Source organism: Wolbachia pipientis, from assembly GCF_001752665.1.
Taxonomy (GTDB): Bacteria; Pseudomonadota; Alphaproteobacteria; order Rickettsiales; family Anaplasmataceae; genus Wolbachia; species Wolbachia pipientis_A.
Map to the genome: position 1 here is coordinate 1 of NZ_MJMG01000005.1, position 26,423 is coordinate 26,423.

A 26,423-nucleotide genomic window follows, 5' to 3' on the forward strand; every position below is an offset into this window, starting at 1 on the left:
TTTTATTGTTTATTGTTATCATTTTTGTTTCCCTGAAGAAAAGCATGCAACTTAGTAAAGAATCCGCCGAGGCAAAATCCAAAATAATCGGGCTCGCTGCAGATTATCTTGGCAATATGATGAGCGTGAAGCTTTTTGCAGCCAGAACTTTTGAACAAAGTCGTTTTTTCAAATTACAAAAGCCTTTTGTTGATATAGCTGAAAAAGTAGGTTTTTACAATATTTGGTTGTATGGATTTCTAAGCATACTCACATCACTTTATGCGCTAGCTTTCTTAAGTGCATTAATTTTTGGGTATCAAAAAGGTGTTATAAGTCCTGGTGATTTTGCATTTGTTATTATGACCAATTTCAACATCATTAATATTCTATACCAATTCTCTCATACGCTAAGGGATGATTTTATGGTTAACTGGGGTGCAGTAGATCAAGCAATAGCATTGCTAGAGATAAGCGAGGTTACGCATTCGGATAAACTAAACGCCATAGCTTTGAATTGCACAAACGGCAAAATCGCCTTCGACAACGTTANATTTCATTACAAAGNCACNGNGCCTCTTTTNCAGAATNAATCTATCGAAATTCAAGCNGGTCAGAAAGTTGGTCTTGTAGGCTATTCAGGTAGTGGGAAATCTACATTCGTAAATTTGATACTTAGGCTTTATGATGTAATAGATGGTGCTATTTTGATTGATGGACAGAGTATCAGGGACGTTACTCAAGATAGTTTGCGAGAAAATATCGCCATGATCCCCCAAGATCCATCGCTATTTCATAGAAGNTTGATGGAAAATATCCGTTATGGTCGCATNGATGCAACTGATGAGGAAGTAATTGATGCTGCTAAAAAAGCACATGCCCATGNGTTTATAGAGAAGTTGCNACAAGGATATAATTCGCTGGTTGGTGAGCGAGGTNTAAAACTTTCTGGTGGACAAAGACAGCGTATTGCTATTGCGCGTGCCATTTTNAAAAACGCACCAATTCTTATTCTTGATGAGGCCACCAGCCAACTTGATTCTGTTACGGAAAGCCTGATCCAAGAATCCTTATGGGAGTTGATGCAAAACAAAACCACAATCGTCATCGCCCATCGCTTATCGACTCTGCTGCATATGGACCGCATCCTTGTTTTTGACAAAGGCAAGATTATAGAAGATGGTACCCATGATGAGTTGCTAGCCAAAGCTGGACTTTACAAAAGTTTGTGGGATGCCCAAGTTGGTGGCTTTTTGGGCGATGAAAGAATGGAGGATAAGGCATGAAATCTTCAGTAGACTTNNNNTGTTGATGGTTTTCATGATGAAAATGTTGGTAAATTAGTAAAAGGTGAGAAGAATTGCCTGATACCATGTACTCCTCAAGGAGCTTTATATTTAATTAAAACAATAGAGCAGAGTATTGCTGGTAAAGATGCAGTAGTAATCGGTAGGTCAAATATAGTTGGTAAACCTATGTTTCATTTATTATTACAAGAAAATTGTACAGTGACTATACTGCATTCAAGAAGTAAAGATTTAGCTTATTATTGTTCTAATGCAGATATAGTAGTAGCAGCTGTTGGAAAAGCACATTTTGTGCAATCAGGTTGGATAAAAAATGGCGCAATAGTAATTGATGTTGGTATAAATAGTAGAGAAGGAGATACTAGGTTAGTAGGTGATGTTGATTTCGAAGCAGTTAAAACAAAAGCAAGTGCCATTACTCCAGTGCCAGGAGGTGTTGGCCCGATGACTATTGCATTTCTTATGGCTAATACTATTATTGCGGCTTGTTTACAGAATGGAATTGATTCCTATAACAAGATATCCTCTGTAAAACTATAAGTATTGCTTGGAAAAGCACTTAATCTTAAAATACATCTTATTTCTTTAAAATCTCTAATTCAACCTAATCCACTATAGAATATGTTTCTTGCGAAATTAAAGAGTCTACTGCAATATCTTTTGCCCTAAAATGCGTATCTCCCATTCAAGTTTAATATTAAATTTATCTTTCACCAGTTCTTGCACTTTATTTCCTAGATTTTCTAAATCAGACGCAGTTGCATTATTGTAGTTTAACAAGAAGTTACAGTGTTGCTCAGAGAGTTGTGCTCCTCCCAAACATAATCCGCGACATCCTGCTGCGTCTATTAATTCCCACGCTTTATAAGTTTTTGGATTTTTAAAAATGCATCCAGCAGTTTTTCCAATAGTTGGCTGACTTCTACTTTTCTCATTAATAATTTTTCCCATTTTGGCATTTATCAATGCAGATTCTAATTGCGTGCCTTTAAATTCTGCTTCAACAAATATCCATTTTCCTTTTAAACTATGTTTCCGATACATATATCCCATTTCTTTGTTGGAAAACGTGTGCAGGTTACCGTCCTCTAGGTCAACTGCTTTAATAGATTGTACGATGCTTGCAACATTGTTACCATATGCACCTGCATTCATTTCNNNNAATTATTTTCATGGGATCGCCAGAGTTTGCTGTGCGACCTCTGAAATTATTATTAGCTTCATTTCATGAAGTAGTAGCAGTTTATACTAAAGCTCCAAAACCTGCAAAACGTGGGAAGCAATTAATGGAAACACCTATACATTCTATTGTTAAGAGAAATAACATACCAGTGTATAATACGGCTTCTTTCAAGCTTCCAGAAGAGGATGACAAATTTAGAAATTTGATGCCTGATGTTGCAGTTGTTGTTGCATACGGTATCATGCTTCCACAAAAAATTCTTAATATTCCTAAATATGGATGTATAAATATTCATCCCTCATTGTTACCTAGGTGGCGTGGTGCTGCGCCTATACAACATACAATTTTATCTGGTGATTCGGAAACGGGGATAAGTATTATGCAGATGGATGAAGGCTTAGACTCAGGTCCTGTGTTAAAACAATTAAAAACTCCCATTACAGAATATGATAATTATAAGACACTACATGATAAATTATCTGAAATTGGCAGTCACTTATTATTAGAAGTGCTAGATGAAATTAAAAATCTTTCTCCTACAAATCAAGATGATAATAATACATGTTATGCTCATAAAATAGAAGATTACAAAATTTATATATATGATGCTTGTGAAGTTGCCTATAGAAAAGTCAAGGCATTTTTTCCCAAAGCATTCATCGCAATAGATAATAAACGTATCAGGATACTTGATGCTGATCTACAACTACATAAACCATTGCATTTGAACTTTGGACTTGTAATTAATGAAAATATGCATATATCTTTTGAGGGTGGTATTTTAATTCCTAGAGTTGTGCAAATGGAAGGCAGAAATCCATGCAGTATTGAAGATTTTATTCGTGGTCTTAAAATAAATATAAAAGGAAAGCTTCTAGATTAAGTATTTTTAATATATAATTTCAATAGTTTTGAAGTTTATTATGAATTTTGTTATTGCAACTTTCTATCACTTTGTTGATCTTTCTAATTATTATGATATGAAAGTGGATATAAAGACTACATGTGATAATATGGGATTAAAGGGCACTATACTTCTTGCAGAAGAGGGCATTAATGCTACCATATCCGGTACAAGATATGCAATTAATAAGATATTTGATTTCTTGCGTTCTGATCATAGACTTAAAAATTTAATGTGGAAAGAAAGCTATGCAACATATCAGCCATTTAGCAAAATGAAAGTCAAATTAAAAATGGAAATTGTAAATTTTGGGGTGGAAGGTTTGGATGTTTCTGCAAAAGGTGAATATGTAGAACCTGAATATTGGGATGATTTTATTTCCCAACCTGATGTGATAGTAATCGATACACGTAATGAGTACGAAGTCAAGTTAGGTAAATTCCAGAATGCTATAAATCCCCACACTCAATGTTTCCGTAATTTTCCACGATGGGCAGAATCTTTTTCTGGTAACACAGATAGTAGAGTAGCTATGTATTGTACTGGTGGTATTAGATGTGAAAAGTCTACAGCATATATGAAAAGCCTGGGATTTAAAAACGTTTACCACTTGAAAGGCGGTATACTTTCTTATCTTGAGAAGAATAAAAATAAAAATGATAAATGGAAAGGTACATGTTTTATTTTCGATGATAGAGTTGGAGTTGACTACTTACTTGCTCCAAGTCAGGAAATAAAGTGTATATATTGCTTATCACAAGTGTCTACGGATGAACTGAAATCAGTGCCACGAGGACAAGTAGTCTGCTTTAACTGTAAAGATGAGCGGGAAAAGGGTCTCGAACCCTCGACCTCAACCTTGGCAAGGTTGCGCTCTACCAACTGAGCTACTCCCGCATCTATTTTATTATATGTAAGTGTTATAATTTGTAAATCCTTGTTACTAAAAAAAGCGTACGGATTTTAAAAAACGTAGTATACTTAAGTTTATTTTACACAAAAGTTATGGAAATATTTTTGTATAAAGGCGACTTACCGGATAGCTTACTATTCGATAACGTTAATGCTATAGCTGTTGATACAGAAGCAATGGGGTTATTACATAATAGAGGAAGAGATAGGTTGTGTTTAGTACAATTATCTACTGGTGATGGTAATGCTTATTTAGTGCAATTAAAGAATAACTATCAACAAGCTGTAAACTTGAAAAGGATATTACAAAATGAGAATGTCACTAAGATATTTCACTTTGCACGCTTTGATATGAGTATAATATATTATTATCTTGAAGTTTTGACAGTGCCATGTTATTGTACAAAAATAGCTTCGCGTTTAGTACGTACTTATACAGACAATCATAGCTTACAGGGGTTATGTTCTGAATTACTAAATACTAAATTGAATAAACAACAGCAGTGTTCCGATTGGGGTAACGAAGATTTGACGGAAAGGCAAAAAAGGTACGCTGCATCTGACGTTCTATATTTACATGAAATAAAAAAGAAACTGGATTTTATGTTGGAACGTGAAAATAGAAAAGGATTGGCTCAGGAATGTTTTAAGTTTTTACCTACCCGTATTAAATTAGACTTAATGGGGTGGGAAGATGTAGATATATTTAATTATCAGATATAAAGTTTCAACGTAGTGAAAAAAGTTTCAGTTATTGGATCTACAGGCAGCATTGGAAAAAAGGCTGTAGATTTATTATTACATAACAGGGAAGAATATAAAGTGATAGCATTAAGTGCTTATTCAAATTTTGCATTATTAACTCATCAAGCAAAACTATTGGATGCAGAATATGTAGTGATTTCTAATAAAGAATTTTATAAAAATTTAAAAGAAGAGTTATTAGGCACCAACATTAAAATAGAAGCTGATTTAATAAATATTGCTGCTATTCCTGTAGAGCTTTTAATAGTTGCAGTGGTGGGTATTGCTGGACTAGAGCCAGTTATTCATGCAATAGAAAATGGTACTAAAACTATAGCATTGGCAAATAAAGAAAGTATTGTATGCGGAGGAAAGCTGCTGTTTAAAAAAGCTAAAGAAAATGGTACACAAATTATTCCTATTGACTCTGAGCATAGTGCAATTTTTCAGATTTTAGAGAATAATGGACAATGTATAGAAAAAATTATACTTACTGCTTCTGGTGGACCGTTTTTAAACTATAGTAATGAACAACTTAAGAATGCTACAATCAATAAAGCACTTACTCATCCAACTTGGAATATGGGGAAAAAAATTTCAATCGATAGCGCGACAATGATGAATAAAGCATTGGAAGTAATAGAGGCACACAATTTATTTGACATTAACCCAAATAAAATTGAAGTAATAGTTCATCCTGAATCAGTAATACATGGCATTGCTGTTTATCCAGACGGTACAAATTTTGCTTTGATGGCACTGCCTGATATGACGCTTCCAATTTCATATGCTATGTCTTGGCCGCAAAGGTCAGCTTTGAGCTGTAAATTGGATTTAGCAAAACAAAATACATTAACTTTTCAGGCAGTGGATCATGAACGGTTTCCTGCTGTGAATCTAAGTATTAAAGTGCTAAATTCACACTCGCCTGATGTATATAGCATAGTGTTAAATGCTGCTAATGAAGTGGCTGTAAATGCGTTTTTAACATTGCAAATAGAATTTCTAGAAATAATAGAAGTAATAAATTTAGCCATAGAAAACTTTAGTAACTACACACATATTAGCTCATTGTCTGATATAATTTACATTGATCGTGAAAGCCGTGCTATTACTCAAGAGTTTATTGATAATAAGACATGCAATCAGAAGTCTTTGAGCATGTAAGACAGTATGACCGTGATCATTTTGTTTGCTCATTATTTATTTCAAAAAGTATAAGGCATTATTATTTGACGCTCTATGCGTTTAATATTGAAATTAATAATATAATTTATAATTACAGTGAAGCAATGGTAGCTCTTGTACGTCTTAAGTGGTGGCGTGAGAAAATAGATATGATCTACAGTAATAAAATTGTAAACAATAACGGAATAATATCAGAACTTGCCAACCTTATACATATTACAGCTTTACCAAAATCTTTGATCGATCGTTATCTAGATGGATATGAACAAATGGTCTGTCATTGTACTGGTAGAAATGTAGAGAAATTTGCAGAACAAACTACAGTAAACTTAATAAAAATGCTTTTTACCATAGTAAATTATCGCAATGACCAATTGGCATATCATTGTGGAAGTGCATGGCACCTCATGACTAGCTTACGCAATGCTAAAGAAATTTCTAAATTAGATAAAGAAGAAATTATTGAAAAATCAGTGTATCATGTCAAACAAACAGAAGAGTTAATCAAAACAGCTCCAAGAGAAATAGTAAAAATAGCACTACAAGTAAAACTTGCAGATTTATATTTAAAACATAAAAACTTTAATAGCGAAATAAATCTGATTATGCAAATTAAAATGTTATTTTACTACATTTTTTGGCCTAAGCTGCTATAACTACTCAGCAAATGCATCTTCCCATGTTCCTTGAGTTGCTGCACGGCTATATTCTGTAACTTTATTTTCAAAAAAGTTTGTATGTTCTACACCATTTAATATCTCATCCAACCATGGCAGTGGATTATCAATAACATTGTATATTGGATTAAGACCTAATTGAGCCAGCCTTCTATTTGCTATATATCTTATGTATTGCTTAACCTCATCTGCAGACAAACCTTCTACAGCACCAAACTCAAATGCAAGTTTTATAAACTCGTCTTCTAGTCCAACAATAACTTGACATGCAGTATACAATTCCTTCTTGAATTCGTTATCCCAAATTTCGTTGTTTTCATTAATAAACGTATTAAACAACATAATAATTGAATTAGTATGTAATGTTTCATCACGTGCAGACCATGCAATTATTTGCCCCATTCCTTTCATTTTACCAAAACGTTGAAAATTCAGTAAAATTGCAAATGATGCAAATAACTGTAATCCTTCTGTAAAAGCACCAAAAACAGCAAGAGTTTTTGCTATATGTTTCTTATTGTGTTTCTTACTTTCTTCAAATTCTAGCATATACTCATATTTTTTTCTCATACTATCATATTTTAAAAATGCCTCATATTCACTCTCTGGCATGCCAATTGTATCTAAAAGATAAGAATAGGCTGCAATATGTATTGTTTCCATATTAGAAAAACTTGCAAGCATCATACATATTTCTGTTGGTTTAAATATGTTTGCATAATGTTTCATATAGCAATTATTCACCTCTATATCAGCTTGAGTGAAAAACCTAAAAATTTGAGTTAGTAAATTTTTTTCCTCTCTTGAGAGCTTGGTTTTCCAATCTTTCACATCGTCAGCAAGAGGAACTTCTTCAGGTATCCAATGTATCCGTTGCTGTTGTAACCATGCATCATATGCCCAAGGATAATTAAAAGGCTTATATATAGGAGCTGATTCTAATAATGACATTATATTTTAGCTATTATGAATTTTATTTTAGATGATACTGTAAATTAGTCAAGTTGACAAAGAAATTAAAAAATGTCTTACTAAATATTATTGTTATTGTTGTATGCGCGCATTTATATTTTTTGCTTTGCTGTTATTACTTGTAGGTAAGTTTACTACTTCAACAGGTTGTGGTAATACTATATATAATCATGGAGTACCACAAGTTAGTCTTGAGTTATCAGAGCAAATAAAAATAGATGACAATAAGGAAAAAGTAATATACCTCTTAGGATCTCCTACATTATCTAATAAAAATGTATGGTATTATGTTTCGTACAAAATCAAACAAGCAAATTTCTTGGGCAGGAGAAAATATAGTAGCAGGTCTATACAAATTTCATTTGACCCTGATGATAATGTGATAGAAGTAAAAAAAATTAATATGTCAGAGAGGCGTTTAGTTGACATAAATATAGATTAGGTTGCTTGGCTTATACTGGGTTACATGAGCTATGATATTATCTTGTACTTTATATAAACTAGGGGAATGAAGAGTATGTGTAATCTTATTAAAGCTGCAGAGCAAGTATACAATAGTTATTTATTGTTCTATAAGTTAAGTGCATTGCGTGTTAGCACTGGAAAGTCATTGCAAGAAGTACTGTCTGATGCAATACAAAATAAGGAGCAGCATGTAGAATTTGAAGTATGTGGTCAGCATTACAAAGTTGAAATTACTTCGGATGGTCAGCTTAAGGTTTTAGGAGAATACGCCAAGCCAAAAGTAAAAGATATACTGGAGTATGCTGATAATGACATTATAGATTTATTGGCTAACAGCGAAGTCTTCCTTGTCAATGGCCAAAATAATAACTGGGCATTTACCATTCAGATCGATGATGAAGTCCGTAAAAAGAAATTACAAATTGGTGGGCCTGGTAAGAGAATCCCATTTAGTATACGTTTTGCTAACTTTTACAGAGTTATAAAGTTATTAGAGGATGAAAGTATTCCACTGCAAGAGAAATTAAGATTAGCAAATAATATAGCTACTGGTTCAGGTAAAACATATGATATAGCATTGCTCAAACTCTTGGCATATCTTGCAGACGTTCCGTGTATTACTGTAGTGCCAAATGATACTCTGAAGGAACAATCGCATAATTTTTACAAAGAGTTTTTACCAGATACGGTTGTTGATATATTTGTTAAACCTTTGTATAAAAAAGCAATATTTATCTTAGATGATTTCTTCAGTAGAAAAGAGCCTGTCAGTAAAGATGTTTTTAAAAGAGAGTGCATTGATGATACTGCGGAGTATAGATATATCCATAGTAATAGAAGTTACCCTACTATAACGTTTGATGAAGCATTTAATACTTATTGGAATACGCTACGTAGCATGGAAAATTTGGCACTAATTTGTATAGATGAGGCTCCGTTATTGAAACAAAATCCTATATTAATGGCACGAGCTATTGAAATATCATGTGATAAGCCAATTGCGCTTTTTAGTGCCACTCCAGATAAATTACTTAATGAAGAATTCAGAATAAAGGAACAAGTTCTGCTTTCTCCAAAGGAAAGAGCAGAACTTGGAATAGGAAAACTACCTGTGGTTCATTATCATAAGACAAAATTCAGAGGTACTTCGGAGATGGCTGCAGCTAGGAGTAGGTATGATCTGTTATTTTGTGTTCCAGAAAGAGCATACATAGATAAATTAGAACGTACGCATATAAAACTTGACAACTGGAAAAGTGCTGTTGAGCAATTTAAACAAGAAAGGAAACTAAATAAAAAAACTTTGGATGAACTGTTCATAGAGTGTGTAAGCAAATCATTAGATAGCCAGGCCTATAAAGTGAATCTTATAGCAAGTAAAGACACACGTACAGGTAATATTGTTGACTCTGTTCTTGATAATCGTAAGTCTCAAGAGAGAAAGGAAAAGCGTACAAGGTCCTTTACAGATGCTATTAAGACACTTGGATTAGATTTACAAGATAACGAAATAGAATCATTAATTGATAAAAATTTAAATACTGAAGTTGGAAACAATTTATTATCATCAATTAAATTACATATTATAATTGATTCATTAAATGAATATACAAAGAGTAATGCAGAAGTTACAGAAGAAAAGCTAAAAGAATTTATTGAGCACAGATATGGTATTGTTAATTCTTTTAGCTTTAAGTTAAATACAGAATTGGCAAGTGCTATATTTAGATTAAGTCAAATTGGTTCTAAGTATAAAGCATCTATAAGTCGTAATTATCCTGGAGACAAAGAGTTACATAACTATATTTTTCAAGAGTATCCTCAAATAAAGGAATTTTGTGAACAAAACACAGTCATTTCTAACTTTGACAAGGAAATAACAATTCATAAATTTAGATCTAGCGAAAGCTGCAGCGATATCGGTTGTAATCATCAGAATATGCTTAACTTTATTAAGGCCGGTTTTGTACCTAGCGTTATTTCTAAAGATTTAGCAATAGGAATTGATGCCTTAAGACTTGATAGTGCTGCAGCATTGGCAAAAGGTACATCAAGCATATTACATCCGATGTTTTTGATCCAATTAATTGGAAGGATTGGCAGAGATGTAAATAGAAAAGGAAAGTGTTTTTTTGATCTATTTACAACTGATTCGAGTTACTTTGAAGTTCAAGATATAACGCAGCTCTCAGGAGAAGAATTGTGTGTTAGACTTGAAAAAGCTAATCAAAAATATATGGATGATAAGAATGCGATTATAGAAATGAGATCTGGGTCACTTTGGAATAATATAAAAAATCGTTATATCATAAATGAGGCATATCATAGACTCATGTTACCTAGCAAGCTACGTGATAAGCCACGCTTTGACTTAATTCAAGATTTTGTTAAGGAAGAATTCAAAAGTATAAATATCCAATATGGTTTTAACAAAAAGGATTGTATCGAAATTTTTACTCAAGTTCTACAACGTGTTAGTGATGATCTAAATAGAATATTACAAATGCCTGTTAATGCCCGTACGTGTGTTATTTTTTTGGGTCTTCTTTATGATGACAATAGCAACCAAATAGCAGACCTTAAAAAGTTAATGCAAGATATGCGTAATGCCGTTAAATCATTAAATTCTAAAGGAAGCCGTATTGTAGAATATTCTGATAATCTATCGTTAGAAAATTTTGCTCAATATGTAATGAATGTACAACCTGTAAATTGGGATGATATTGCAGGTCACAATCCAGATTCTAACGTTCCTATATTTATAAACAAAATATGTAGGGAAAATGGTGTCCCTCAAATTATAAGAGTTGCTCCTAAAAAGACAGATGCCAAAAAGCAGTCTAAATATCTAATAGTTGCTTCTCCATTGATAGCAGTTGGGATTTATGCTACAGTGACTTTATTAACAGAGTTAAAAATTAACCCTATAATTGCTGTGAGCATTTTTGCTATAACATCGATAATTGCAGTTATTTTATATCGCTATATCGCAAAAGATTGTGAAGCTCAAGAAGTTCAAAGTAAAATCATGGATAACGTAATTGACAGTATTGATTTATCATATACGGTTGGCATATAATAAAAACAATTATTAATGTTTGAGGTATATAACAATGTATAATAAACTTTTTGAAAAAAGAAATATTCTGCCTTTTGCTGGTCTTATAATGAGTGTGCTTGCTATGGGATGTGCTATATATTCGGCTGTATATTTGAGATATAATCTACTACCCGTTAAGTTGGTTTCTTTAGGATCTTCACCAGCACTACTTGGTATAATAGTAATAGTATCTCTTATAGCTTTTATTAGCAAGATATATGAGAATTATAGTCATGTGGTTTTAGTTGATAACTTGGCTAATGATTTGAAGGAAACTATGAAAAAAGGTAAAATTTCACAGACGGGTGACGGATGTTTTATGTTAAATCTCTCATTTGGTGATTATAAAGCATTAAAAGGTAATAGTGTTCAGTATAAGCACTCTGGGGGCAATGACAATTGTGGCTATTATCATGCAAGAAGTACAATAGAAGGGGCAGTAAAATGGCAGTATCAAGAACGCTAAACTCTTCTATAATAGAGAGTGTTACACAAAAGTTAATAAGTATGTAAAGAAGGTTGCAACTTTTTTGCAGTATCAAGTGCTAGTATAAGTAAATGTTATACTTGTGCTAGCAAATTTAAAACTATATGTCTTGCTGTTTATTTATAAAGCTATCCCATATTATCAGTCCCGATTCATTCATTACCAGATGAATGTTTTGTACGATTGTTTCAACAAGATGAGCTATTTTATTAGGGTTTTCAAATTTAGATAGCACATAGTGTGATAAGCTTCTATTATCTTCAGGTCTGCCAATGCCGAATCTTATACGCCAATAATCATTACCTATAAAACTATCTATAGATTTTATACCGTTATGTCCTGCAGAACTACCACCCTTTTTCACTTTAATTTTACCAATGGGTAAATCAGCGTCGTCATGTATTACAATAATATTATTATGTAGTATCTTATAGAAATTAGAGATTTTTGCTACAGGAATACCAGAATTATTCATAAATGAATAGGGTTTGAGCAATAGAACCTTGTGACTATGAATCATACCTGAAGCAATCAAGTAATCGGATTTCTTAGAAAAATTTTGAAATCCCCAATATTTACTAATTTCATTAACCACTGTAAACCCAACATTGTGATAAGTTACCTCATACTGGCTACCAGGATTACCTAATCCAACTATTAAATACACTATTACTATTCTGCTTTATCCTGTTGCTCATCAGAAGTAGAAGAGATTGTGACAATAGTAAAATTTTCTTCGTGATTGGCAAGTTTGATCCCTTCTGGTAATTTTATATCATTAATATGTATGGATTGACCTATCATCTTGCCAGACAAATCAATATCTATATTTTGTGGTATTTTATCAGGGTAGCACTTAACAGTAATAAATCGACATAAAATATTTAATACTCCACCTAATTTTATACCAGGGGCTTTACTTTCATTTACAAATGAAAGCGGTATATCTACTTTAATCTCGCTATTTTTATCTACATATTGAAAATCAACATGTTGCACAGTATCTTTAACTACGTGCCATTGAATGTCACGAATAACAGCATATTCTCTGTTACCTAATATATTGAGTTCTATAAGATGCTCAGAAGATTTATGTTGTTTCATAAATTCTTTAAGAGATAATGTTAAATTCATATTGGTATGACCTTTCCCATATATCACTGCTGGAATACAACCTTTGTCTCTTAATGTACGCATTGCTTTTGTTTTAGTTACGTTACGTAATTCTGCATTGATAACCATACTCTACTTCTCCATTGCTAATTAGTTTAATATAACATAGACCTTGTAGCAAAAAAAGTACTATCATCACTTACTTGCTAATAGGAGCAGAAATAAATATCGAAGAGTATGTACCAACTAAGATGCCAAAAAAGATTATTAGGCTAAAATCTCTTACCGTATCTTTACAGATTAATATCAATGGAATAGCTGCAAGCAGCGTTGTGCCAGACGTTAACAGGGTACGAGATAATGTAGCATTGATACTCTTATCAATTATTTCACTGATTTGTTTACCTGTATTGCTTTTAATATATTCTCTTATTCGATCGTATATTACGACTGAATCATTAATTGAATAACCAATAACAGTCAGAAGAGCTGCTATTGATGAAATATTAAATTCTATACCTATAAGGCTAATAAAACCTACAGTCAAAACCACATCATGAATTAAAGCCATAGTCCCGCCCAAAGCACATTGCCAATTAAATCTAATATAAATATAAAAAAATATACCGATAATTGCAGTTCCTATGGCACCAATACCTTCGAAAATTTGTGTTGAGCCTATTTGTGGACCAACATAATCTATTTTGTTATAAACAATCAATTCTTTTTCTAGTATAGTTTTTATCCTTTTAACCGAATCTATATTTCCTTCGTCTTTAAAGCGCATAACCAAACTACCACTTGCTTTCAAACTTTGTACTATAAAACCGTTTTGTTTTAAAGTATTCAAGATAGAGCTATCCTTATCAGATGATTCTATTTCTACTAGAATGCCACCAGTAAAATCTATGCCTAGATTAACACCATGTAATACAACAATAAGTATTGAAAGTATAGTGATGACAATACTTATAAATAAGGTAAGCTTTCTGTACTTGCTGAATTTTATATCAAAATTATCTAAAATTAACTTAAGCATTACATAGCGATTATATGATATATGCGGGAGTGATGAGACTTGAACTCACGACCTCATGCGTGACAGGCATGCGCTCTAACCAACTGAGCTACACCCCCCTCTTTACCTTTAAAAGTCAATTTTGAGATTAATAAACATGTCGCTATTTGTCAATAAATTTGTTTGCTTTACGTTGTTTTCTCCGTTACCATATATGATTTAACATCGCACATGGCTGTACAAATAGTCCCGTAAGGGTTATGCCATGGAAGATAAACTATTTGGAGGAAATTAAATATGGTAAGCTTACCAGAAGTAACTGTACATGACTTAGCTGAGGCTGGTGTACACTTTGGCCACAAAACTAGTAGATGGAATGCAAAAATGGCCCCATATATATATGGTATACATCAAGAAAATCATATACATATAATAGATTTGCGAAAAACATTACCACTATTAAAAACAGCCCTTAAGGCTATATATGATGTTGCATTTCAAGGTGGACGTGTCTTATTTGTTGGTACAAAATTTCAGGCTGCAGATATCATTGCAAATGAAGCAGTTCGTTGCGGTCAATATTACGTAAATAATCGTTGGTTAGGTGGTACACTTACTAATTGGGGAACTATTTCGTCTTCGATAAAAACTTTACGGCAATATGAAAAAACATTAAATGATCAAGAAAGTACTTTAACAAAAAAAGAACTAGGTTCTGTTGATAAAAAGAGGGAAAAACTTGAGAAATCATTAGGTGGTATCAGAGATATGGGAGCAGTTCCAGATATTTTATTTATAATTGATACCAATAAGGAGCATATAGCTGTTAAAGAGGCTAGAAAATTAGGGATTCCAATTGTTGCAGTACTTGATACAAACTCTGATCCTAGTAACATCACATACCCTATACCAGGAAATGATGATTCAAGAAAATCAATAGAGCTTTATTATAAACTTGCTGCTAATGCAATATTAACAGGAATAGAATCAGATTTAGCTAAATCTGGAGTCACAATTGATGATATAAAGGGTGGCGAGTTTATTAAAGAAAAATTAGAAAAACAAGATAATATTCAAAATAACATTATAGAAACCAGGAAAAAACGTATTAAAATTCACAAAGAAAGTGGAGGAGAGAACGAAAATGAAAACAAATAAAGAGGGGTTAAAGTTATTGCGTGATAAAATTGGTGCATTTGTCAACATTAGTGATTGTAAAAAAGCACTTGAGGAATGTAATGGTGATGTAGATAAAGCAGTTGAGAAATTACGTATTATAGGCCTTGCAAAAGCTGGAAAGAAATCTGACAGAATGGCTACTGATGGTTTAATAGCTATGCATTTAGGAGAAAATAACGGTATATTAATAGAATTAAATTGTGAGACGGATTTTGTTGCACGCAATGAAAAATTTATGGAGTTAGCTGAAAATTTAGCTTCACTTGCTCACAAAGAGCGCTGTATCAATGTAGATGATTTAAAAAATATTAAATATGAAAATTACGCTACAGTGCATGAGTATATAATGAATGAAAGTTCAATTTTTGGGGAAAAACTTGAACTAAAAAGGGTTTGTTATATGGAGAACAAGCAAGGAGTTATTGCTGGTTATGTACATGGATTAACGTCTAGTTTAGGTAAAACTGGTGCTTTAATTTCCATAGAATCATCAGGAGATAAGATAAAGTTGCAAGAAATTGGCAAACAAATAGCAATGCATATAGTTGCTATGAGACCTGAAGCTTTATCTATAAATGATCTAGATTCAGAAAAATTGCATAATGAACGTTCTTCAATAACAGCACAAATAAAAAGTTTGAATAAACCTGAAGAAATAGCAAATAAAATAATAGAAGGTAGAATATCTAAGTATTATCAGGAAGTTGTCTTACTCGAACAGAAGTTCATTAAAGATGATAAACTTAGCATTTCCAACTTTATCAAGGTAAATGAATCAAATTTAAGTTGCTCAATTAAATTACTTGGTTACAAGTTATTTACCTTAGGTGATTTGCAATAGAAAAGGTGAATTATTCTAGAGTATTACTTAAAATTTCTGGTGAAGCTTTGATGGGGTCAAAACAGTTTGGCCACGACATGGAAGTTATTGATGAATTAGCCAAGGATATAGTTGAGGTTTGTAATCTAGGCATACAGATATGTATAGTTGTTGGTGGTGGCAATATTTTTCGAGGCACATCTACTTCTTTAAGTGGGCATGAAAGGGCTAGTAGTGATTACATAGGGATGCTTGGAACTGTAATTAATGCTTTGATTTTACAAAATTTTTTAGGCAAATACTCTATAGTTTCTAGAGTATTGTCTGCTATACCAATGATTACTATCTGTGAACCTTATATCAGAAGAAAAGCTATATGTCATCTAGAAAAAGGTAGGGTAGTAATTTTTGCTGCAGGCACAGGTAATCCATTTTTTACTACAGACACAGCTGCAGCTCTACGTGCTGTTGAAATGAATTGTAATGTTATACTAAAAGGTACACAGGTAAGTGGTGTGTATTCTGCTGACCCAAAACAAAATAAGAATGCAGTAATGTATGATAAGCTATCTTACACAGATTTATTAGCTCGTGACTTAAAAGTAATGGATGCATCTGCAGTTTCCCTTGCAAGAGAGAATTCAATTCCTATTATAGTATTCTCTTTAAAAGAGGAAAAGATCATTAATGTTATCAAAGGTGATGGAGTTTATACTATAGTTTCAAATTCTCAGTAAATAGGTACCATATGCTTGAAATAAAGAACGAAATGAAAGAAAATATATCAAAAACCATTCAAGTTTTCCACAATGATATCAAAGGTGTGCGTACTGGTAGAGCTAGTGCATCGTTACTTGATGGAGTAGTTGTAAATGTTTATGGAGGACATCAAAAATTAAATGAAGTTGCTAACGTTTCTTCGACAGATAATAAAACTCTATTAATAAAAATTTATGACATGGGAAATATAGGAGAAGTAAAAAATGCTATATTAAATACCAGTCTTAGTCTCAATCCGATAGTTGAAGGTAGTACTATACGTATAGTATTACCAGAACTGACACAAGAAACACGCGAAAAATATGTCAAGCTATTACACCAGTATGCTGAAAAAGCACGTATTGCAATTAGAAAAATACGTGAGAACACTATAAAAAAACTAAAAAAGATGAAGGAAAACAAGGAAATTTCAGAAGATGATTTTCATAATATTAAGGAAGAAATACAAAATATTACTGATAATAATATAAAAACAGTAGATAATGAGCTATCTCTTAAAGAAAAAGACATACTGCAACATTGACAATACATGTTTACCAAAACATGTAGCCATCATTATGGATGGTAATGGTAGGTGGGCGAGTAAACAAAGAAAAACGAAAATCAATGGTTATAAAAAAGGTAGTAAAGTTGCGTTTAGCATCATAGAATGTTGTGTTAAGCTGGCCATACCTTATTTGACTCTGTATGCGTTTTCTATGGAGAACTGGCAAAGACCGCAAAGTGAAACTAACGAACTATTTAACTTGCTCTATTCTTTCTTGACTGATAAAAATCAAATAAGTTCAATGTGCGATCTTAACATAAAACTAAATTTTATTGGCAACATTAACTTATTGCCTCATAGTGTTATTCAAGAAATAAAAAAAGTTGAAGAATTAACATCGATAAACAATGGTTTATTACTGACTATAGCAGTAAGTTATGGTGCGAAGCAAGAAATAATAAATGCTATAAGTGTTATTATACAAAATAATATCAATGATATATCAGAAAATGAATTTGAAAAGTTTTTATACACAAAAGATCTACCACAATTAGACCTGTTAATTCGTACTGGTGGTGAAAAAAGGTTAAGCAATTTTTTATTATGGCAAGCTGCTTATGCTGAATTATATTTCTGTAACACTTTATGGCCTAATTTTTCTTGCAAACATCTTATAAAAGCATTACAAGAATATACAGTCAGAGAAAGAAAATATGGTAGATAATAATTTTATTGTTAGGACATTATCTACAATAGTGATGTTGCTTATTGCTATTTTTTCAATATGTTTGAATAATTTATTATTTTATTTCTTGATTTTTTCTATAGCAGTACTTTCTTCGTTTGAGTGGTATAGCATAACGCAAGGCAATAAAATTTTATATATTTTTGCGTTATTGCTAATTGCATTACCTAACGCATCTATAATGTACATATACAGTTTACCATATGGAAAATACGTATTAATGTGGTTTGTTATAACAATTTGGGGAATTGATATAACCGCTTATCTATTTGGCAAGAAATTTGGTGGAGCAAAAATTTGCCCGATGATTAGTCCTGGCAAAACATGGTCAGGTTTTATCGGAGCAATCTTAGCAAGTGTAATACTAACAACTTTATGGTCATTTTTCATTCGCTCATTTCCACTACGTTATTCCCCTATGATTGGCCTTGGATTAGCAATCTTAGCACAGTTAGGTGATTTTACTGAATCACTTGTAAAAAGGGCCTATTGTATTAAAGATAGCGGTAACATAATACCAGGACATGGGGGTATTCTAGATCGTATGGATAGTTTTATCCTTACTGCCCCACTTGTAGCTATTTACATAAGTTAACATTTTTTACTCTGTTAGCTCGATTTGCTCTACAGTGCAATCGTAAACAAAAACTTGACTACAATAAGGGCATCGCGTGGGCTCTTCCTCTTCAACATCTAGATATATTATTGGATGGCCAGAACTATCTCCATCATTACCATTACGGCCATTACAACAGACCTTTTTGCTATTGACTTTTATTTCTTGTGCTTCGCTAAATTTTATTTCCTGCATGATACTCCTTTAATTTATAAACTTTATATATTTAACATATAAAAACAGATATTACATATCATTCTTTTCATATAATTTCCTTTTAACACTTTCTGGTACGAACTTACTAATATCCCCATTTAAACTTGCAATCTCTTTAACAAAACTTGACGAAATAAACTGAGTATCTTCAGATGCAGGTAAAAATATAGTTTCAATTTCAGGAAGAAGTTTATAGTTTACCCAGCTCATTTGAAATTCGTAATCGAAATCTGATACAGCACGCAAACCTCTAATAATCACAGAGGCTCTTTGTTTTTTTGCGAAATCAACCAATAATCCATCAAAAGATATAATATCTGCGTTAATTCCTAATCTTCTGATTTCATACTTAACCATTTCTGTACGCGATTTGATGTCAAAAGCAGCATCTTTGTTGATACTTTCAGCAATACCAATAATTAGCTTGTCAACTAATTTACATGCTCTCTTTATTATATCAATATGTCCAAAAGTGATAGGGTCAAACGTTCCAGGATAAACCCCTATTTTTCTTTTATCAGTCATTTTTATTAAACTTTTAATAGACATGATAACATTTTTTGTCTAAATATAAATATACAATTGGCCTGATAGCTCAGTTGGTAGAGCAGAGGACTGAAGATCCTTGTGTCGCGGGTTCGATTCCAGCTCAGGCCACCTATTAAGCATTGCCAATATATGAATAAGTGTGATAGTAATATACTTAATTTATTGTTAACAGCATTGTTACTATTAAGTAATTTAGCTAATGCAAAAGATGTGATTGTAGGTCTCATTACAGGAGAAGAAAAAACAAAATTTGAAAGTATATTAAATAATTTAGGAGCTAAAACTATATTAATTGAAAAATTTTCAGAACATGATATTGACAAGGTTGTAAAAGAGCAGAATATAAATAGAATATTTGTTGTTGGTCAGGAAAGACCTATAAAAATAGCAGAAAATATCCGCTTGCTTAGTATATGCAGTAACTTACAGAATATAATAAATATAAAAGAAGTAGTAAGTAACAAAACTCTTGAACAACTCAGACAGATTAAAATAGTACCTAACAGCCATCTGGAGAAGATAATATCTAAATTTTTAATACCTGATAAAAGCGGGTGGGTTACAATATGCCTAAATAATTGTACTGCAAATCAAGTTAATAATAATATTAAAAATAGAAAAACATTAGAATCTCTTGGATATAAAATTGCAGGATTTTCTGATAATGGAACAATAGAAGCAATAGAAGATAAACATAGAAATATTTATCTTGCAGGCACCATTGCAGATTCTTCAGTACAACAAACTTTAATTGAAATTTCAATTCTATACGATTTCCTTTATAGTTAGATCAATAATGGATCATTTGGTATGCTACTTATTAAGTCAACCTTATTTATATCACTATAAAAATAATTTTTTATGAATTCCTCATATATATTTGTTAATTTATATATATCATCTACTAGCACGCACTCATCAACCTGATGTATGGTTTTATTAATCAAACCAAATTCAATTACTGAACAAAAATCTTTAATAAATGCAGCATCAGATGTGCCGCCATTTGTACTAAACACCGCATCAACGTTAGTTACTTTACTTATTGCATCGAGCATTATATCAGTATTTCTATCTAAAGTAGATAAAAATAACTTTCTGTCTTCATGTATAAGGAGCTTGTAATCTTGAGTAACATTAGAACATATTGTATTCACTAAGTCATATAAGCTATCAGAAGTGTGCAAATTGTTATATCTAATATTAAAATATGCAGTCGCTAAATCTGGTATCACATTATTACCACTATTCCCTACATCTATTGTTGTAATTTCACAATGAGAAGGTTGAAAATATTTATTACCACTATCAAGCGTCATACTTTTTATTTTATTTAATATATCTATCAGTTTATATATTGCATTATCTGCCAGTTCTGGGTAGGCAACATGTCCTTGTTTTCCATAACATATTAATTTAAATGTTATAGAACCTCTTCTGCCTATTTTTATAGCATCTCCTAACTTTTCATCACTTGTGGGTTCACAAACTATACAATAATCTATCTTTTTGTTCCTTTTATTCATCCACTCTAAGATTGCTTGTGTACCGTACTCTGATGCGCTTTCTTCAGCACTTGTAATCAAAGCAGTAATTGAGCCATTAATATTGGATATTGAATTAACTATAGCAGTAATAAATGCAGCAACTCCGCTTTTCATATCAGCTGCACCTCTACCATATAACATTCCGTTTCGTACTTCTGGCTTAAATGGGTCTGAAACCCAATTTTCTAATTTACCAGGATGTACCACATCAACATGTCCAGCGAAACATAAATTTGGTACGCCGTTTGCGTACTCAGCGTATAGATTTTTAACCCTACAATTACTGTATTCTAAAATCTGACAATGAAAACCACTTTTCTTAAGGATTGAAGCTATATATTTTATTGCTCCATCATCTTCGGGTGTTATACTTCTAAAAGTAATTAATTTCTTAGTTAATTCTATAGGGTCAATTTTCATAGTTGAAATAGTGACTAGCCATCACTGTAAACATTTTATGCATTATTTACAACAACAATGTTACATTAAAGAGATCATCATAGAACCTAAACTTGTAAATAATATTTATGAAATTTCTAAACAATACTCAGATAACATCTTTTTAGTTGTAGATAAAAACACTTTAAAGTTTTTAAATAAAAAAATATTAGATAAAGTGTCTAATATTATTCTTCCAGCCAATGTAGTCGCTTCTCTTGATATAATTGAGCTAGTAAAAAATAAAGCAAAAAGCAGTGACTTGATAATAGCCCTAGGTAGTGGGACAATTAATGATATATGTAAATATACAAGTTATATTGAGCAAAAAGAATATATTCTCTTTCCAACAGCTGCTTCTATGAATGGCTATACTTCTGCGACTGCCTCGATATCAGTGGATGGATATAAAAGATCATTTACAGCACATCTTGCAAAAGCAATATATATTGACACTGATATACTGACTAACGCGCCAATACGTTTAACATTAAGCGGTTTTGCAGATTTCATCTGCCGTTCAACCGCTCAAGCTGACTGGTTGTTATCTCACTTATTGCTCGGCACGCAGTACAATGAGCTACCGTTCATAATGGTAAATGAAATGGAACAAATATTACTGAAAGAGTATCAGTATTTAAACAAAAAAAGCAGTGAAATAGTAGTATTGTTAATGCAGGCTTTACTAATTTCAGGATTTGGAATGGTTATTTCAGATGGAAGCTACTCTGCTAGCCAGGGAGAACACATTATTGCACATGCAATGGACATTGTGAATTATAATCATTGTTCACTTCATGGAGAAAAAATTGCCGTTACAACCATGACAATGGGTAACCTGCAAGAAAAAATATTATCTATAAAAAACCCTATCATACAACGATCCACTATTGAAGAAAGCGAAATAATAGAATATTTTGGTATAAACCAATTTACAAAAATACTAGAACAAAAGAAAAAGTATGCAGCAAAATGCAGCAAAATTGTTCATGAAAAATGGAAAAACATTTTCAATATTATTCAACAAAATATACTACCTACCAAACATTTAGAAAAAATATTTTCGGAGCTATCCATGCCATATTTACCAGAACATTTAGGTTGGAATCAGAAACAATACCATACAGTAGCTAATTTAGCATTTGCTACACGCGATAGGTTTACCTTTCTTGATCTAGCTAACTGCATTATTAATTAGAATAATAATTTTCCTCAACATATTTTATTGAGATTTAATTACGGCAAAAATAGAAGATTAAGCTACGTTTTTTAAGTTACACGTAGATCTTGAATGTATTACACTTTTGGTACTTTTGAGATTAAAATGTCAAAAAAGACACGCTATAAGCATTATGAGCACGTGGATTGCTTGTTCTGGCATCCGCAGTTAATCAGTCATGATAAGTATCAAAGCACTAAAAAAGAAATGGAAGACAAGATTCATGATGGTACTCTTAAGCTAGAGAAGCTGCATGGTAGAAGCGATAATTGGCTATCTTTTCGGATAGGTGAAAGAGTACGTGTATTAAGTGAAGTTGCTAAGATTAATATAGGAGGCCAGGATAAAAATTGTTTGACCATTTTCATAATATTGTCACATCATGAATATAATAAGTTTTCGACAAAAGAATTTCATGTAGATTATGAAGAAATAATTAGATATTTTTCTCAAGAATCAAATGTAGTGGATCACTTGGCAGAAAGATCACTCACAATACATAATATAAGATATAATGATAAAGAGATAATAATACTATACTCTGACCAATTAGAAGTTTTAAATACACAAGCCAAACCAATAAGCCAAACCAATTCACCAAAGAACTGCATTTAAGGTCATTGGTGGACCTGGTTCTGGTAAAATTTTAATAGCTGAGCTATTGCTAGATGAATTTAGTGACGCAAAAGAGAAATTTAATGAAGAAAAAGGGTTATATATTGCCAAGTCAGAGATGAGATAAAGAAATCTGTAGAAGATGAAGAATCTTGTAAAGCTTTTAAGAATTTTTGCAGCAAGCTGATTAGGGGGTAGACATCTATCTGATATGGAAGACTTTACAAAGTGGAGTAAGAGCAATGATGATTGCAAAGAGTGTTTAAAAAAACAAGATGATTGTGAACAACAGTTAAAAAACCAAACTGCAACAGAACATAATGTAAAAAAGCTATATGAAAGTATTTGTAAAGTAAATGATGGTAAAAAACTTGAAGAAATTAAGTTTGGAAAAAAAACAATTAATGAAGGTAAATTAGCATTAGCTCAGAAAATATTTACATCATATCAAAGTCATTTAAAAGATAAAAACAAGATAGGTCATTAACAGAGGTAGAGTGTGGCCCTTAGGGCTAACATAAGAAAGTTAGCTATTAAGTTTTGATGTATCAATCCAGTTATCTATGTGAATAGGTAGAGTAAATCAGAAATTTATTACTTTTAAAAAAGTCAATTCTCTTGCTTCAAAGGAAGCAAGTAACTTTGTTACAGCACTAAATTTAATAACTTATCTGCACACTCAACTATCTCTGAATCTGGAAATTGATTTTTAAACCAAGTATATTGGCGTTTAGCATAGTGTCTTGTATTAGCTTGCGCAATTTGTATCGCTTCAGTTAAGGCAATTTCACCATTTAAATATTTTATGATCTCTGGCACACCATGCGCTTTCATAGCTGGTAAATGCGGATCAAGATTCATATCTAATAAAAATTTTATCTCGTCAATTGCTCCACTTTTAATCATTGTTACGAAACGTGAATTTATTTTATGATATATATATTCTCTATCTGGCAAAATTTTATAAATTTTGAAATTTTGCAATGTAGTAGAGATTCTATTACTTTCTTGCCAAGTAAATATTGAATAACCAGTTTCAGTTGCAACTTCAAGAGCTCTTGAGAGACGGTATGAATCATTAACAGCTATTTTACCAAGAATTTTAGGGTCTTTGTTTAATACTAATTGATAAAATTCTTTTTTATTGAGATTTGTCCTTAATGCGTTAACATGTTCTTTTACCTCTTCACTAATTTCTGGAACAAATGACAAACCATTAATTAAACTATTAATATAGAGCCCGCTTCCTCCAGTAATAATAGGTAGCCTTGAGTTTTTTTTCGCATTGTCAATTTCCCGCTTTAAATCTTCTATCCATAAAGTTACAGAATATTTTTGTTTTACTGAGACATATCCGTATAACCTATATAGTTCCTCTTGTAATGGTGGTTGAGCAGTAATAATAGGAATATTTTTATATATCTGTTTTGAATCACAATTTATTATAATAATATTAGCATTTTTGCTTACTAAATTTTCACATAATTCTGATTTGCCTGAAGCTGTAATTCCCGTAATTATTATTATTTTGTCTTGCATTAAAATGTTAATTTAATTAACATTTTATTATATTCTAAAACTTAGAGTAAGGGTAAGCTAAAGTTTGGAGGTTATTATGGCAGAAGACAAAAAGGGCAATTCATTTGTTAATCGCTTTATAAAGAAAAAGACTGAAAGTGATTCTGCTGAACATGGTGCTGGTAGGTTTGCTAACAAGTGTGCATCTGGCAACACAAAAGCAAATATACTTGGGTCAAAAGATAAAATTTCTCAGTTAGCAGCACAAATACCTGGTACACCAGAAGCCTTTGCTGAAAGTGGAGGAATAAAAAGTAAAAGTAGAATGCTTAACGATAGGTCCTTTGCTGATCAAACAAGAAGAAGCCGCTCAGATTTAGTCTTTTTGGTACGTGGCAAGGACCGTGACAAAGCAGCATGGCATTATGTATTAGTTGATAAAGATAAGAAAGAAATGTTTCTTGCAAAAAGTAGAACTGGCTCTATGGATGTTGCAGATTATGGAGAAATACTATACTCAGGATGGGGCGAATTTCCTTCAAGAGACATAAAGAACAAAATTAATGCAGAATTTGGCGGTGGAGGTTCTGATTCTGAATATGATGAGGATAAGTATGACGATGAGGATGACGATGAGGATGACGATGATGACGACGATGATGATGACTAGTCTATCTGAGTTAGCAGCACAAACACCTGGTATACCAGAAGCCTTTGCTAAAAGTAGAGGAATAAAAAATAAAAGTAGAATGCTTAACGATAGGTCCTTGCTGATTAAACAAGAAGAGGCCGCTCAGATTTAGTCTTTTTGGTACGTGGTAAGGATCGCGAAAGAGCAGCATGACATTATGTATGAGTTGATAAGGATAAGGGAGAAATTTTCTTGCAAAGAGTAGAACTGGCTCTATGGATGTTGCAGATTATGGAGAACTCAGGATGGGCGAATTTCCTCCAAGAGACATAAGGAAAAAATTGATGCCGAATTTGGACTCGGTGGGCTCTGATTCTGGATGTGATGAGAATGATGATAACGTCTATCTGATAGATACCATGTTAATGATTGTATTATGTATTTGACTGCTGCTTGCTTTTTCAGTTTCCTTAATTATATGGCATCTGTGACGATTTTTTGCAGCTATTGTCTGAAAGCCTTTTCTTACATTATTGTAAAAGCTCAAGTCCATTACTTCATACTTATTTTTATTTTGTGCTCTCTGTAGTGCAAGCTTAACATCAATATCTAGGATAAACGTTATATCTGGATACTTGATATTTATTAAATTGTGTAATTTTTCTATTAACTCTAAACTAATCCCTAGTCCGTAGCCTTGATAGGCAATAGTTGAATCAATAAACCTATCACATATAACTATTTTGCCTGCTTGTAAGGATGGCAGTATTAATTTTTCCATATGTTCTTGCCGCATTGAAAGAAGTAATAAAAGCTCAGCAGTACGATCAATTTCACTTGTTAATAATATTTTCCTTATTTTTTCTGCAAAATATGTACCTCCTGGTTCTCGAGTTAACACTACATCATGGTAAGCAAAACAATCTGCTAGTAATTTTGATTGTGTTGTCTTACCAGAACCATCTATTCCTTCAAAAGTTATAAACATATATAATTAGACCATTTGCGAAATTA

At 32.2% G+C, this 26,423-nt stretch carries 28 protein-coding genes, 3 tRNA genes and 4 pseudogenes; 23 read left to right on the top strand and 12 right to left on the bottom strand.

Annotated features, from left to right (window positions below):
* The first annotated feature begins 44 nt into the window (after window positions 1-44).
* Together BIY23_RS02060 and BIY23_RS02065 are read left to right on the top strand one after the other, a co-directional pair.
* Window positions 45-1,265 (top strand): ABC transporter ATP-binding protein, encoded by a 1,221-nt coding sequence (locus tag BIY23_RS02060; protein ID WP_458772613.1) that lies wholly within the window; start codon window positions 45-47, stop codon window positions 1,263-1,265.
* A 21-nt stretch (window positions 1,266-1,286) separates the two neighbouring features.
* A pseudogene (locus BIY23_RS02065) lies at window positions 1,287-1,826 on the top strand (bifunctional 5,10-methylenetetrahydrofolate dehydrogenase/5,10-methenyltetrahydrofolate cyclohydrolase); the annotation flags it as partial.
* 105 nt (window positions 1,827-1,931) lie between these two features.
* Here the strand turns inward: BIY23_RS02065 and BIY23_RS02070 are convergent.
* Window positions 1,932-2,444, bottom strand: a pseudogene (locus BIY23_RS02070) (UDP-N-acetylmuramate dehydrogenase); the annotation flags it as partial.
* Between BIY23_RS02070 and fmt the strand changes: the two are divergent.
* The gene (gene fmt, locus BIY23_RS02075; RefSeq protein WP_261722497.1) at window positions 2,426-3,352 is read left to right on the top strand and encodes a methionyl-tRNA formyltransferase; all 927 of its coding nucleotides are present in this window, start codon (window positions 2,426-2,428) and stop codon (window positions 3,350-3,352) included. The pseudogene BIY23_RS02070 and the gene fmt overlap by 19 nt on opposite strands.
* Before the next feature lie 40 nt (window positions 3,353-3,392).
* Window positions 3,393-4,196, top strand: a pseudogene (gene trhO / locus BIY23_RS02080) (oxygen-dependent tRNA uridine(34) hydroxylase TrhO); the annotation flags it as partial.
* A 1-nt stretch (window position 4,197) separates the two neighbouring features.
* Here trhO and BIY23_RS02085 read toward each other — a convergent pair.
* Window positions 4,198-4,270 (bottom strand) — tRNA-Gly (locus BIY23_RS02085).
* A 108-nt stretch (window positions 4,271-4,378) separates the two neighbouring features.
* Here BIY23_RS02085 and BIY23_RS02090 point away from each other — a divergent pair.
* The 3 genes from BIY23_RS02090 to BIY23_RS02100 are packed head-to-tail and all read left to right on the top strand — an operon-like array spanning window position 4,379 to window position 6,873.
* Entirely contained in the window at window positions 4,379-5,008 is a 630-nt protein-coding gene (locus BIY23_RS02090; protein WP_070064918.1) for a ribonuclease D, read from the top strand.
* A gap of 12 nt (window positions 5,009-5,020) precedes the next feature.
* Window positions 5,021-6,196, top strand: coding sequence for a 1-deoxy-D-xylulose-5-phosphate reductoisomerase (dxr, locus tag BIY23_RS02095; RefSeq protein WP_070064919.1), 1,176 nt, complete (start codon window positions 5,021-5,023; stop codon window positions 6,194-6,196).
* On the top strand, window positions 6,169-6,873 hold the full coding sequence (locus BIY23_RS02100) for a squalene/phytoene synthase family protein (RefSeq protein WP_070064920.1): 705 nt from the start codon (window positions 6,169-6,171) through the stop codon (window positions 6,871-6,873). The genes dxr and BIY23_RS02100 overlap by 28 nt, the downstream gene beginning before the upstream one ends.
* Here the strand turns inward: BIY23_RS02100 and BIY23_RS02105 are convergent, their stop codons facing one another.
* Window positions 6,874-7,845 (bottom strand): ribonucleotide-diphosphate reductase subunit beta, encoded by a 972-nt coding sequence (locus BIY23_RS02105; RefSeq protein ID WP_070064921.1) that lies wholly within the window; start codon window positions 7,843-7,845, stop codon window positions 6,874-6,876.
* A 103-nt stretch (window positions 7,846-7,948) separates the two neighbouring features.
* Here BIY23_RS02105 and BIY23_RS02110 point away from each other — a divergent pair, with 103 nt between their 5' ends.
* From BIY23_RS02110 to BIY23_RS02120, 3 genes are all read left to right on the top strand, one after another.
* A complete protein-coding gene (locus BIY23_RS02110; RefSeq protein ID WP_070064922.1) occupies window positions 7,949-8,308 on the top strand; it encodes an outer membrane protein assembly factor BamE in 360 nt (119 codons plus the stop codon).
* Window positions 8,309-8,383: 75 nt separating this feature from the next.
* Entirely contained in the window at window positions 8,384-11,410 is a 3,027-nt protein-coding gene (locus tag BIY23_RS02115; protein ID WP_070064923.1) for a hypothetical protein, read from the top strand.
* Window positions 11,411-11,444: 34 nt separating this feature from the next.
* Window positions 11,445-11,897, top strand: coding sequence for a hypothetical protein (locus tag BIY23_RS02120; RefSeq protein ID WP_070064924.1), 453 nt, complete (start codon window positions 11,445-11,447; stop codon window positions 11,895-11,897).
* Between the two features lie 121 nt (window positions 11,898-12,018).
* Here BIY23_RS02120 and pth read toward each other — a convergent pair whose 3' ends face one another.
* The 4 genes from pth to BIY23_RS02140 all read right to left on the bottom strand — a co-directional run bounded on the left by pth (window position 12,019) and on the right by BIY23_RS02140 (window position 14,168).
* On the bottom strand, window positions 12,019-12,585 hold the full coding sequence (gene pth, locus BIY23_RS02125; protein ID WP_070064925.1) for an aminoacyl-tRNA hydrolase: 567 nt from the start codon (window positions 12,583-12,585) through the stop codon (window positions 12,019-12,021).
* A 5-nt stretch (window positions 12,586-12,590) separates the two neighbouring features.
* Complete coding sequence (locus BIY23_RS02130; RefSeq protein WP_261722498.1) at window positions 12,591-13,160, bottom strand: 50S ribosomal protein L25/general stress protein Ctc; 570 nt, start codon at window positions 13,158-13,160, stop codon at window positions 12,591-12,593.
* 70 nt (window positions 13,161-13,230) lie between these two features.
* Window positions 13,231-14,070 (bottom strand): protein translocase subunit SecF, encoded by an 840-nt coding sequence (gene secF / locus BIY23_RS02135; RefSeq protein ID WP_070064926.1) that lies wholly within the window; start codon window positions 14,068-14,070, stop codon window positions 13,231-13,233.
* A 24-nt stretch (window positions 14,071-14,094) separates the two neighbouring features.
* Window positions 14,095-14,168, bottom strand: a tRNA-Asp gene (locus BIY23_RS02140).
* Window positions 14,169-14,346: 178 nt separating this feature from the next.
* Here BIY23_RS02140 and rpsB point away from each other — a divergent pair.
* From rpsB to BIY23_RS02170, 6 genes are read left to right on the top strand one after another with little or no spacing between them, the layout of a single operon-like run.
* The gene (rpsB, locus tag BIY23_RS02145; RefSeq protein WP_070064927.1) at window positions 14,347-15,207 is read left to right on the top strand and encodes a 30S ribosomal protein S2; all 861 of its coding nucleotides are present in this window, start codon (window positions 14,347-14,349) and stop codon (window positions 15,205-15,207) included.
* Window positions 15,194-16,069: a translation elongation factor Ts gene (tsf, locus tag BIY23_RS02150; protein WP_070064928.1), complete on the top strand. Its 876-nt coding sequence runs from the start codon at window positions 15,194-15,196 to the stop codon at window positions 16,067-16,069. The genes rpsB and tsf overlap by 14 nt, the downstream gene beginning before the upstream one ends.
* Window positions 16,066-16,785, top strand: a complete 720-nt coding sequence (pyrH, locus tag BIY23_RS02155; protein WP_070064929.1) for a UMP kinase — start codon at window positions 16,066-16,068, stop codon at window positions 16,783-16,785. The genes tsf and pyrH overlap by 4 nt, the downstream gene beginning before the upstream one ends.
* Window positions 16,786-16,796: 11 nt before the next feature.
* Entirely contained in the window at window positions 16,797-17,351 is a 555-nt protein-coding gene (gene frr / locus BIY23_RS02160) for a ribosome recycling factor (protein WP_070064930.1), read from the top strand.
* Window positions 17,311-18,039, top strand: a complete 729-nt coding sequence (gene uppS, locus BIY23_RS02165; protein WP_070064931.1) for a polyprenyl diphosphate synthase — start codon at window positions 17,311-17,313, stop codon at window positions 18,037-18,039. The genes frr and uppS overlap by 41 nt, the downstream gene beginning before the upstream one ends.
* Window positions 18,029-18,655 (top strand): phosphatidate cytidylyltransferase, encoded by a 627-nt coding sequence (locus BIY23_RS02170; RefSeq protein ID WP_070064932.1) that lies wholly within the window; start codon window positions 18,029-18,031, stop codon window positions 18,653-18,655. The genes uppS and BIY23_RS02170 overlap by 11 nt, the downstream gene beginning before the upstream one ends.
* Before the next feature lie 6 nt (window positions 18,656-18,661).
* Here BIY23_RS02170 and BIY23_RS02175 read toward each other — a convergent pair whose 3' ends face one another.
* The gene (locus tag BIY23_RS02175) at window positions 18,662-18,871 is read right to left on the bottom strand and encodes a zinc-finger domain-containing protein (RefSeq protein WP_070064933.1); all 210 of its coding nucleotides are present in this window, start codon (window positions 18,869-18,871) and stop codon (window positions 18,662-18,664) included.
* A gap of 51 nt (window positions 18,872-18,922) precedes the next feature.
* On the bottom strand, window positions 18,923-19,417 hold the full coding sequence (gene coaD / locus BIY23_RS02180; protein ID WP_070064934.1) for a pantetheine-phosphate adenylyltransferase: 495 nt from the start codon (window positions 19,415-19,417) through the stop codon (window positions 18,923-18,925).
* Between the two features lie 59 nt (window positions 19,418-19,476).
* Here coaD and BIY23_RS02185 point away from each other — a divergent pair.
* A tRNA-Phe gene (locus tag BIY23_RS02185) sits at window positions 19,477-19,549 on the top strand.
* Between the two features lie 21 nt (window positions 19,550-19,570).
* Window positions 19,571-20,230: a hypothetical protein gene (locus tag BIY23_RS02190; RefSeq protein ID WP_070064935.1), complete on the top strand. Its 660-nt coding sequence runs from the start codon at window positions 19,571-19,573 to the stop codon at window positions 20,228-20,230.
* On the opposite strand, the gene dapE is transcribed toward BIY23_RS02190, so the two are convergent.
* Window positions 20,227-21,408 carry a succinyl-diaminopimelate desuccinylase gene (gene dapE, locus BIY23_RS02195; protein WP_070064936.1) on the bottom strand — a complete coding sequence of 394 codons (1,182 nt, stop codon included), beginning with the start codon at window positions 21,406-21,408 and terminating at the stop codon, window positions 20,227-20,229. The genes BIY23_RS02190 and dapE overlap by 4 nt on opposite strands.
* 37 nt (window positions 21,409-21,445) lie before the next feature.
* On the opposite strand from dapE, the gene BIY23_RS02200 reads away from it, so the two are divergent.
* The 3 genes from BIY23_RS02200 to BIY23_RS02210 all read left to right on the top strand — a co-directional run bounded on the left by BIY23_RS02200 (window position 21,446) and on the right by BIY23_RS02210 (window position 23,747).
* Window positions 21,446-22,624, top strand: coding sequence for an iron-containing alcohol dehydrogenase (locus BIY23_RS02200; protein WP_070064937.1), 1,179 nt, complete (start codon window positions 21,446-21,448; stop codon window positions 22,622-22,624).
* 126 nt (window positions 22,625-22,750) lie between these two features.
* The gene (locus tag BIY23_RS02205) at window positions 22,751-23,260 is read left to right on the top strand and encodes a hypothetical protein (protein ID WP_148115211.1); all 510 of its coding nucleotides are present in this window, start codon (window positions 22,751-22,753) and stop codon (window positions 23,258-23,260) included.
* A 211-nt stretch (window positions 23,261-23,471) separates the two neighbouring features.
* Window positions 23,472-23,747: a hypothetical protein gene (locus BIY23_RS02210; protein ID WP_070064939.1), complete on the top strand. Its 276-nt coding sequence runs from the start codon at window positions 23,472-23,474 to the stop codon at window positions 23,745-23,747.
* Between the two features lie 158 nt (window positions 23,748-23,905).
* On the opposite strand, the gene miaA is transcribed toward BIY23_RS02210, so the two are convergent.
* Window positions 23,906-24,799 (bottom strand): tRNA (adenosine(37)-N6)-dimethylallyltransferase MiaA, encoded by an 894-nt coding sequence (gene miaA, locus BIY23_RS02215; RefSeq protein WP_070064940.1) that lies wholly within the window; start codon window positions 24,797-24,799, stop codon window positions 23,906-23,908.
* 76 nt (window positions 24,800-24,875) lie between these two features.
* On the opposite strand from miaA, the pseudogene BIY23_RS02220 reads away from it, so the two are divergent.
* A pseudogene (locus BIY23_RS02220) lies at window positions 24,876-25,355 on the top strand (hypothetical protein); the annotation flags it as partial.
* Between the two features lie 67 nt (window positions 25,356-25,422).
* Window positions 25,423-25,581: a hypothetical protein gene (locus BIY23_RS05230; protein ID WP_186820143.1), complete on the top strand. Its 159-nt coding sequence runs from the start codon at window positions 25,423-25,425 to the stop codon at window positions 25,579-25,581.
* Between the two features lie 231 nt (window positions 25,582-25,812).
* Here the strand turns inward: BIY23_RS05230 and tmk are convergent, their stop codons facing one another.
* Window positions 25,813-26,397 carry a dTMP kinase gene (tmk, locus tag BIY23_RS02225; protein ID WP_070064942.1) on the bottom strand — a complete coding sequence of 195 codons (585 nt, stop codon included), beginning with the start codon at window positions 26,395-26,397 and terminating at the stop codon, window positions 25,813-25,815.
* Window positions 26,398-26,423 lie beyond the last annotated feature (26 nt).

What these genes read in the sequence shown, in the direction of transcription:
- tmk (WP_070064942.1), bottom strand. Translation starts at nt 26,397, where the DNA reads ATGTTTATAACTTTTGAAGGAATAGATGGTTCTGGTAAGACAACACAA.
- frr (WP_070064930.1), top strand. Translation starts at nt 16,797, where the DNA reads ATGCTTGAAATAAAGAACGAAATGAAAGAAAATATATCAAAAACCATT.
- uppS (WP_070064931.1), top strand. Translation starts at nt 17,311, where the DNA reads ATGAGCTATCTCTTAAAGAAAAAGACATACTGCAACATTGACAATACA.
- secF (WP_070064926.1), bottom strand. Translation starts at nt 14,070, where the DNA reads ATGCTTAAGTTAATTTTAGATAATTTTGATATAAAATTCAGCAAGTAC.
- dapE (WP_070064936.1), bottom strand. Translation starts at nt 21,408, where the DNA reads ATGAAAATTGACCCTATAGAATTAACTAAGAAATTAATTACTTTTAGA.
- tsf (WP_070064928.1), top strand. Translation starts at nt 15,194, where the DNA reads ATGAAAACAAATAAAGAGGGGTTAAAGTTATTGCGTGATAAAATTGGT.
- BIY23_RS02115 (WP_070064923.1), top strand. Translation starts at nt 8,384, where the DNA reads ATGTGTAATCTTATTAAAGCTGCAGAGCAAGTATACAATAGTTATTTA.
- BIY23_RS02110 (WP_070064922.1), top strand. Translation starts at nt 7,949, where the DNA reads ATGCGCGCATTTATATTTTTTGCTTTGCTGTTATTACTTGTAGGTAAG.
- BIY23_RS02130 (WP_261722498.1), bottom strand. Translation starts at nt 13,160, where the DNA reads ATGGTTATCAATGCAGAATTACGTAACGTAACTAAAACAAAAGCAATG.
- BIY23_RS02105 (WP_070064921.1), bottom strand. Translation starts at nt 7,845, where the DNA reads ATGTCATTATTAGAATCAGCTCCTATATATAAGCCTTTTAATTATCCT.
- BIY23_RS02175 (WP_070064933.1), bottom strand. Translation starts at nt 18,871, where the DNA reads ATGCAGGAAATAAAATTTAGCGAAGCACAAGAAATAAAAGTCAATAGC.
- rpsB (WP_070064927.1), top strand. Translation starts at nt 14,347, where the DNA reads ATGGTAAGCTTACCAGAAGTAACTGTACATGACTTAGCTGAGGCTGGT.
- BIY23_RS02090 (WP_070064918.1), top strand. Translation starts at nt 4,379, where the DNA reads ATGGAAATATTTTTGTATAAAGGCGACTTACCGGATAGCTTACTATTC.
- BIY23_RS02120 (WP_070064924.1), top strand. Translation starts at nt 11,445, where the DNA reads ATGTATAATAAACTTTTTGAAAAAAGAAATATTCTGCCTTTTGCTGGT.
- BIY23_RS02100 (WP_070064920.1), top strand. Translation starts at nt 6,169, where the DNA reads ATGCAATCAGAAGTCTTTGAGCATGTAAGACAGTATGACCGTGATCAT.
- BIY23_RS02190 (WP_070064935.1), top strand. Translation starts at nt 19,571, where the DNA reads ATGAATAAGTGTGATAGTAATATACTTAATTTATTGTTAACAGCATTG.
- BIY23_RS02205 (WP_148115211.1), top strand. Translation starts at nt 22,751, where the DNA reads ATGTCAAAAAAGACACGCTATAAGCATTATGAGCACGTGGATTGCTTG.
- BIY23_RS02200 (WP_070064937.1), top strand. Translation starts at nt 21,446, where the DNA reads ATGCATTATTTACAACAACAATGTTACATTAAAGAGATCATCATAGAA.
- miaA (WP_070064940.1), bottom strand. Translation starts at nt 24,799, where the DNA reads ATGCAAGACAAAATAATAATAATTACGGGAATTACAGCTTCAGGCAAA.
- BIY23_RS05230 (WP_186820143.1), top strand. Translation starts at nt 25,423, where the DNA reads ATGATGACGACGATGATGATGACTAGTCTATCTGAGTTAGCAGCACAA.
- coaD (WP_070064934.1), bottom strand. Translation starts at nt 19,417, where the DNA reads ATGACTGATAAAAGAAAAATAGGGGTTTATCCTGGAACGTTTGACCCT.
- BIY23_RS02170 (WP_070064932.1), top strand. Translation starts at nt 18,029, where the DNA reads ATGGTAGATAATAATTTTATTGTTAGGACATTATCTACAATAGTGATG.
- BIY23_RS02210 (WP_070064939.1), top strand. Translation starts at nt 23,472, where the DNA reads ATGGAAGACTTTACAAAGTGGAGTAAGAGCAATGATGATTGCAAAGAG.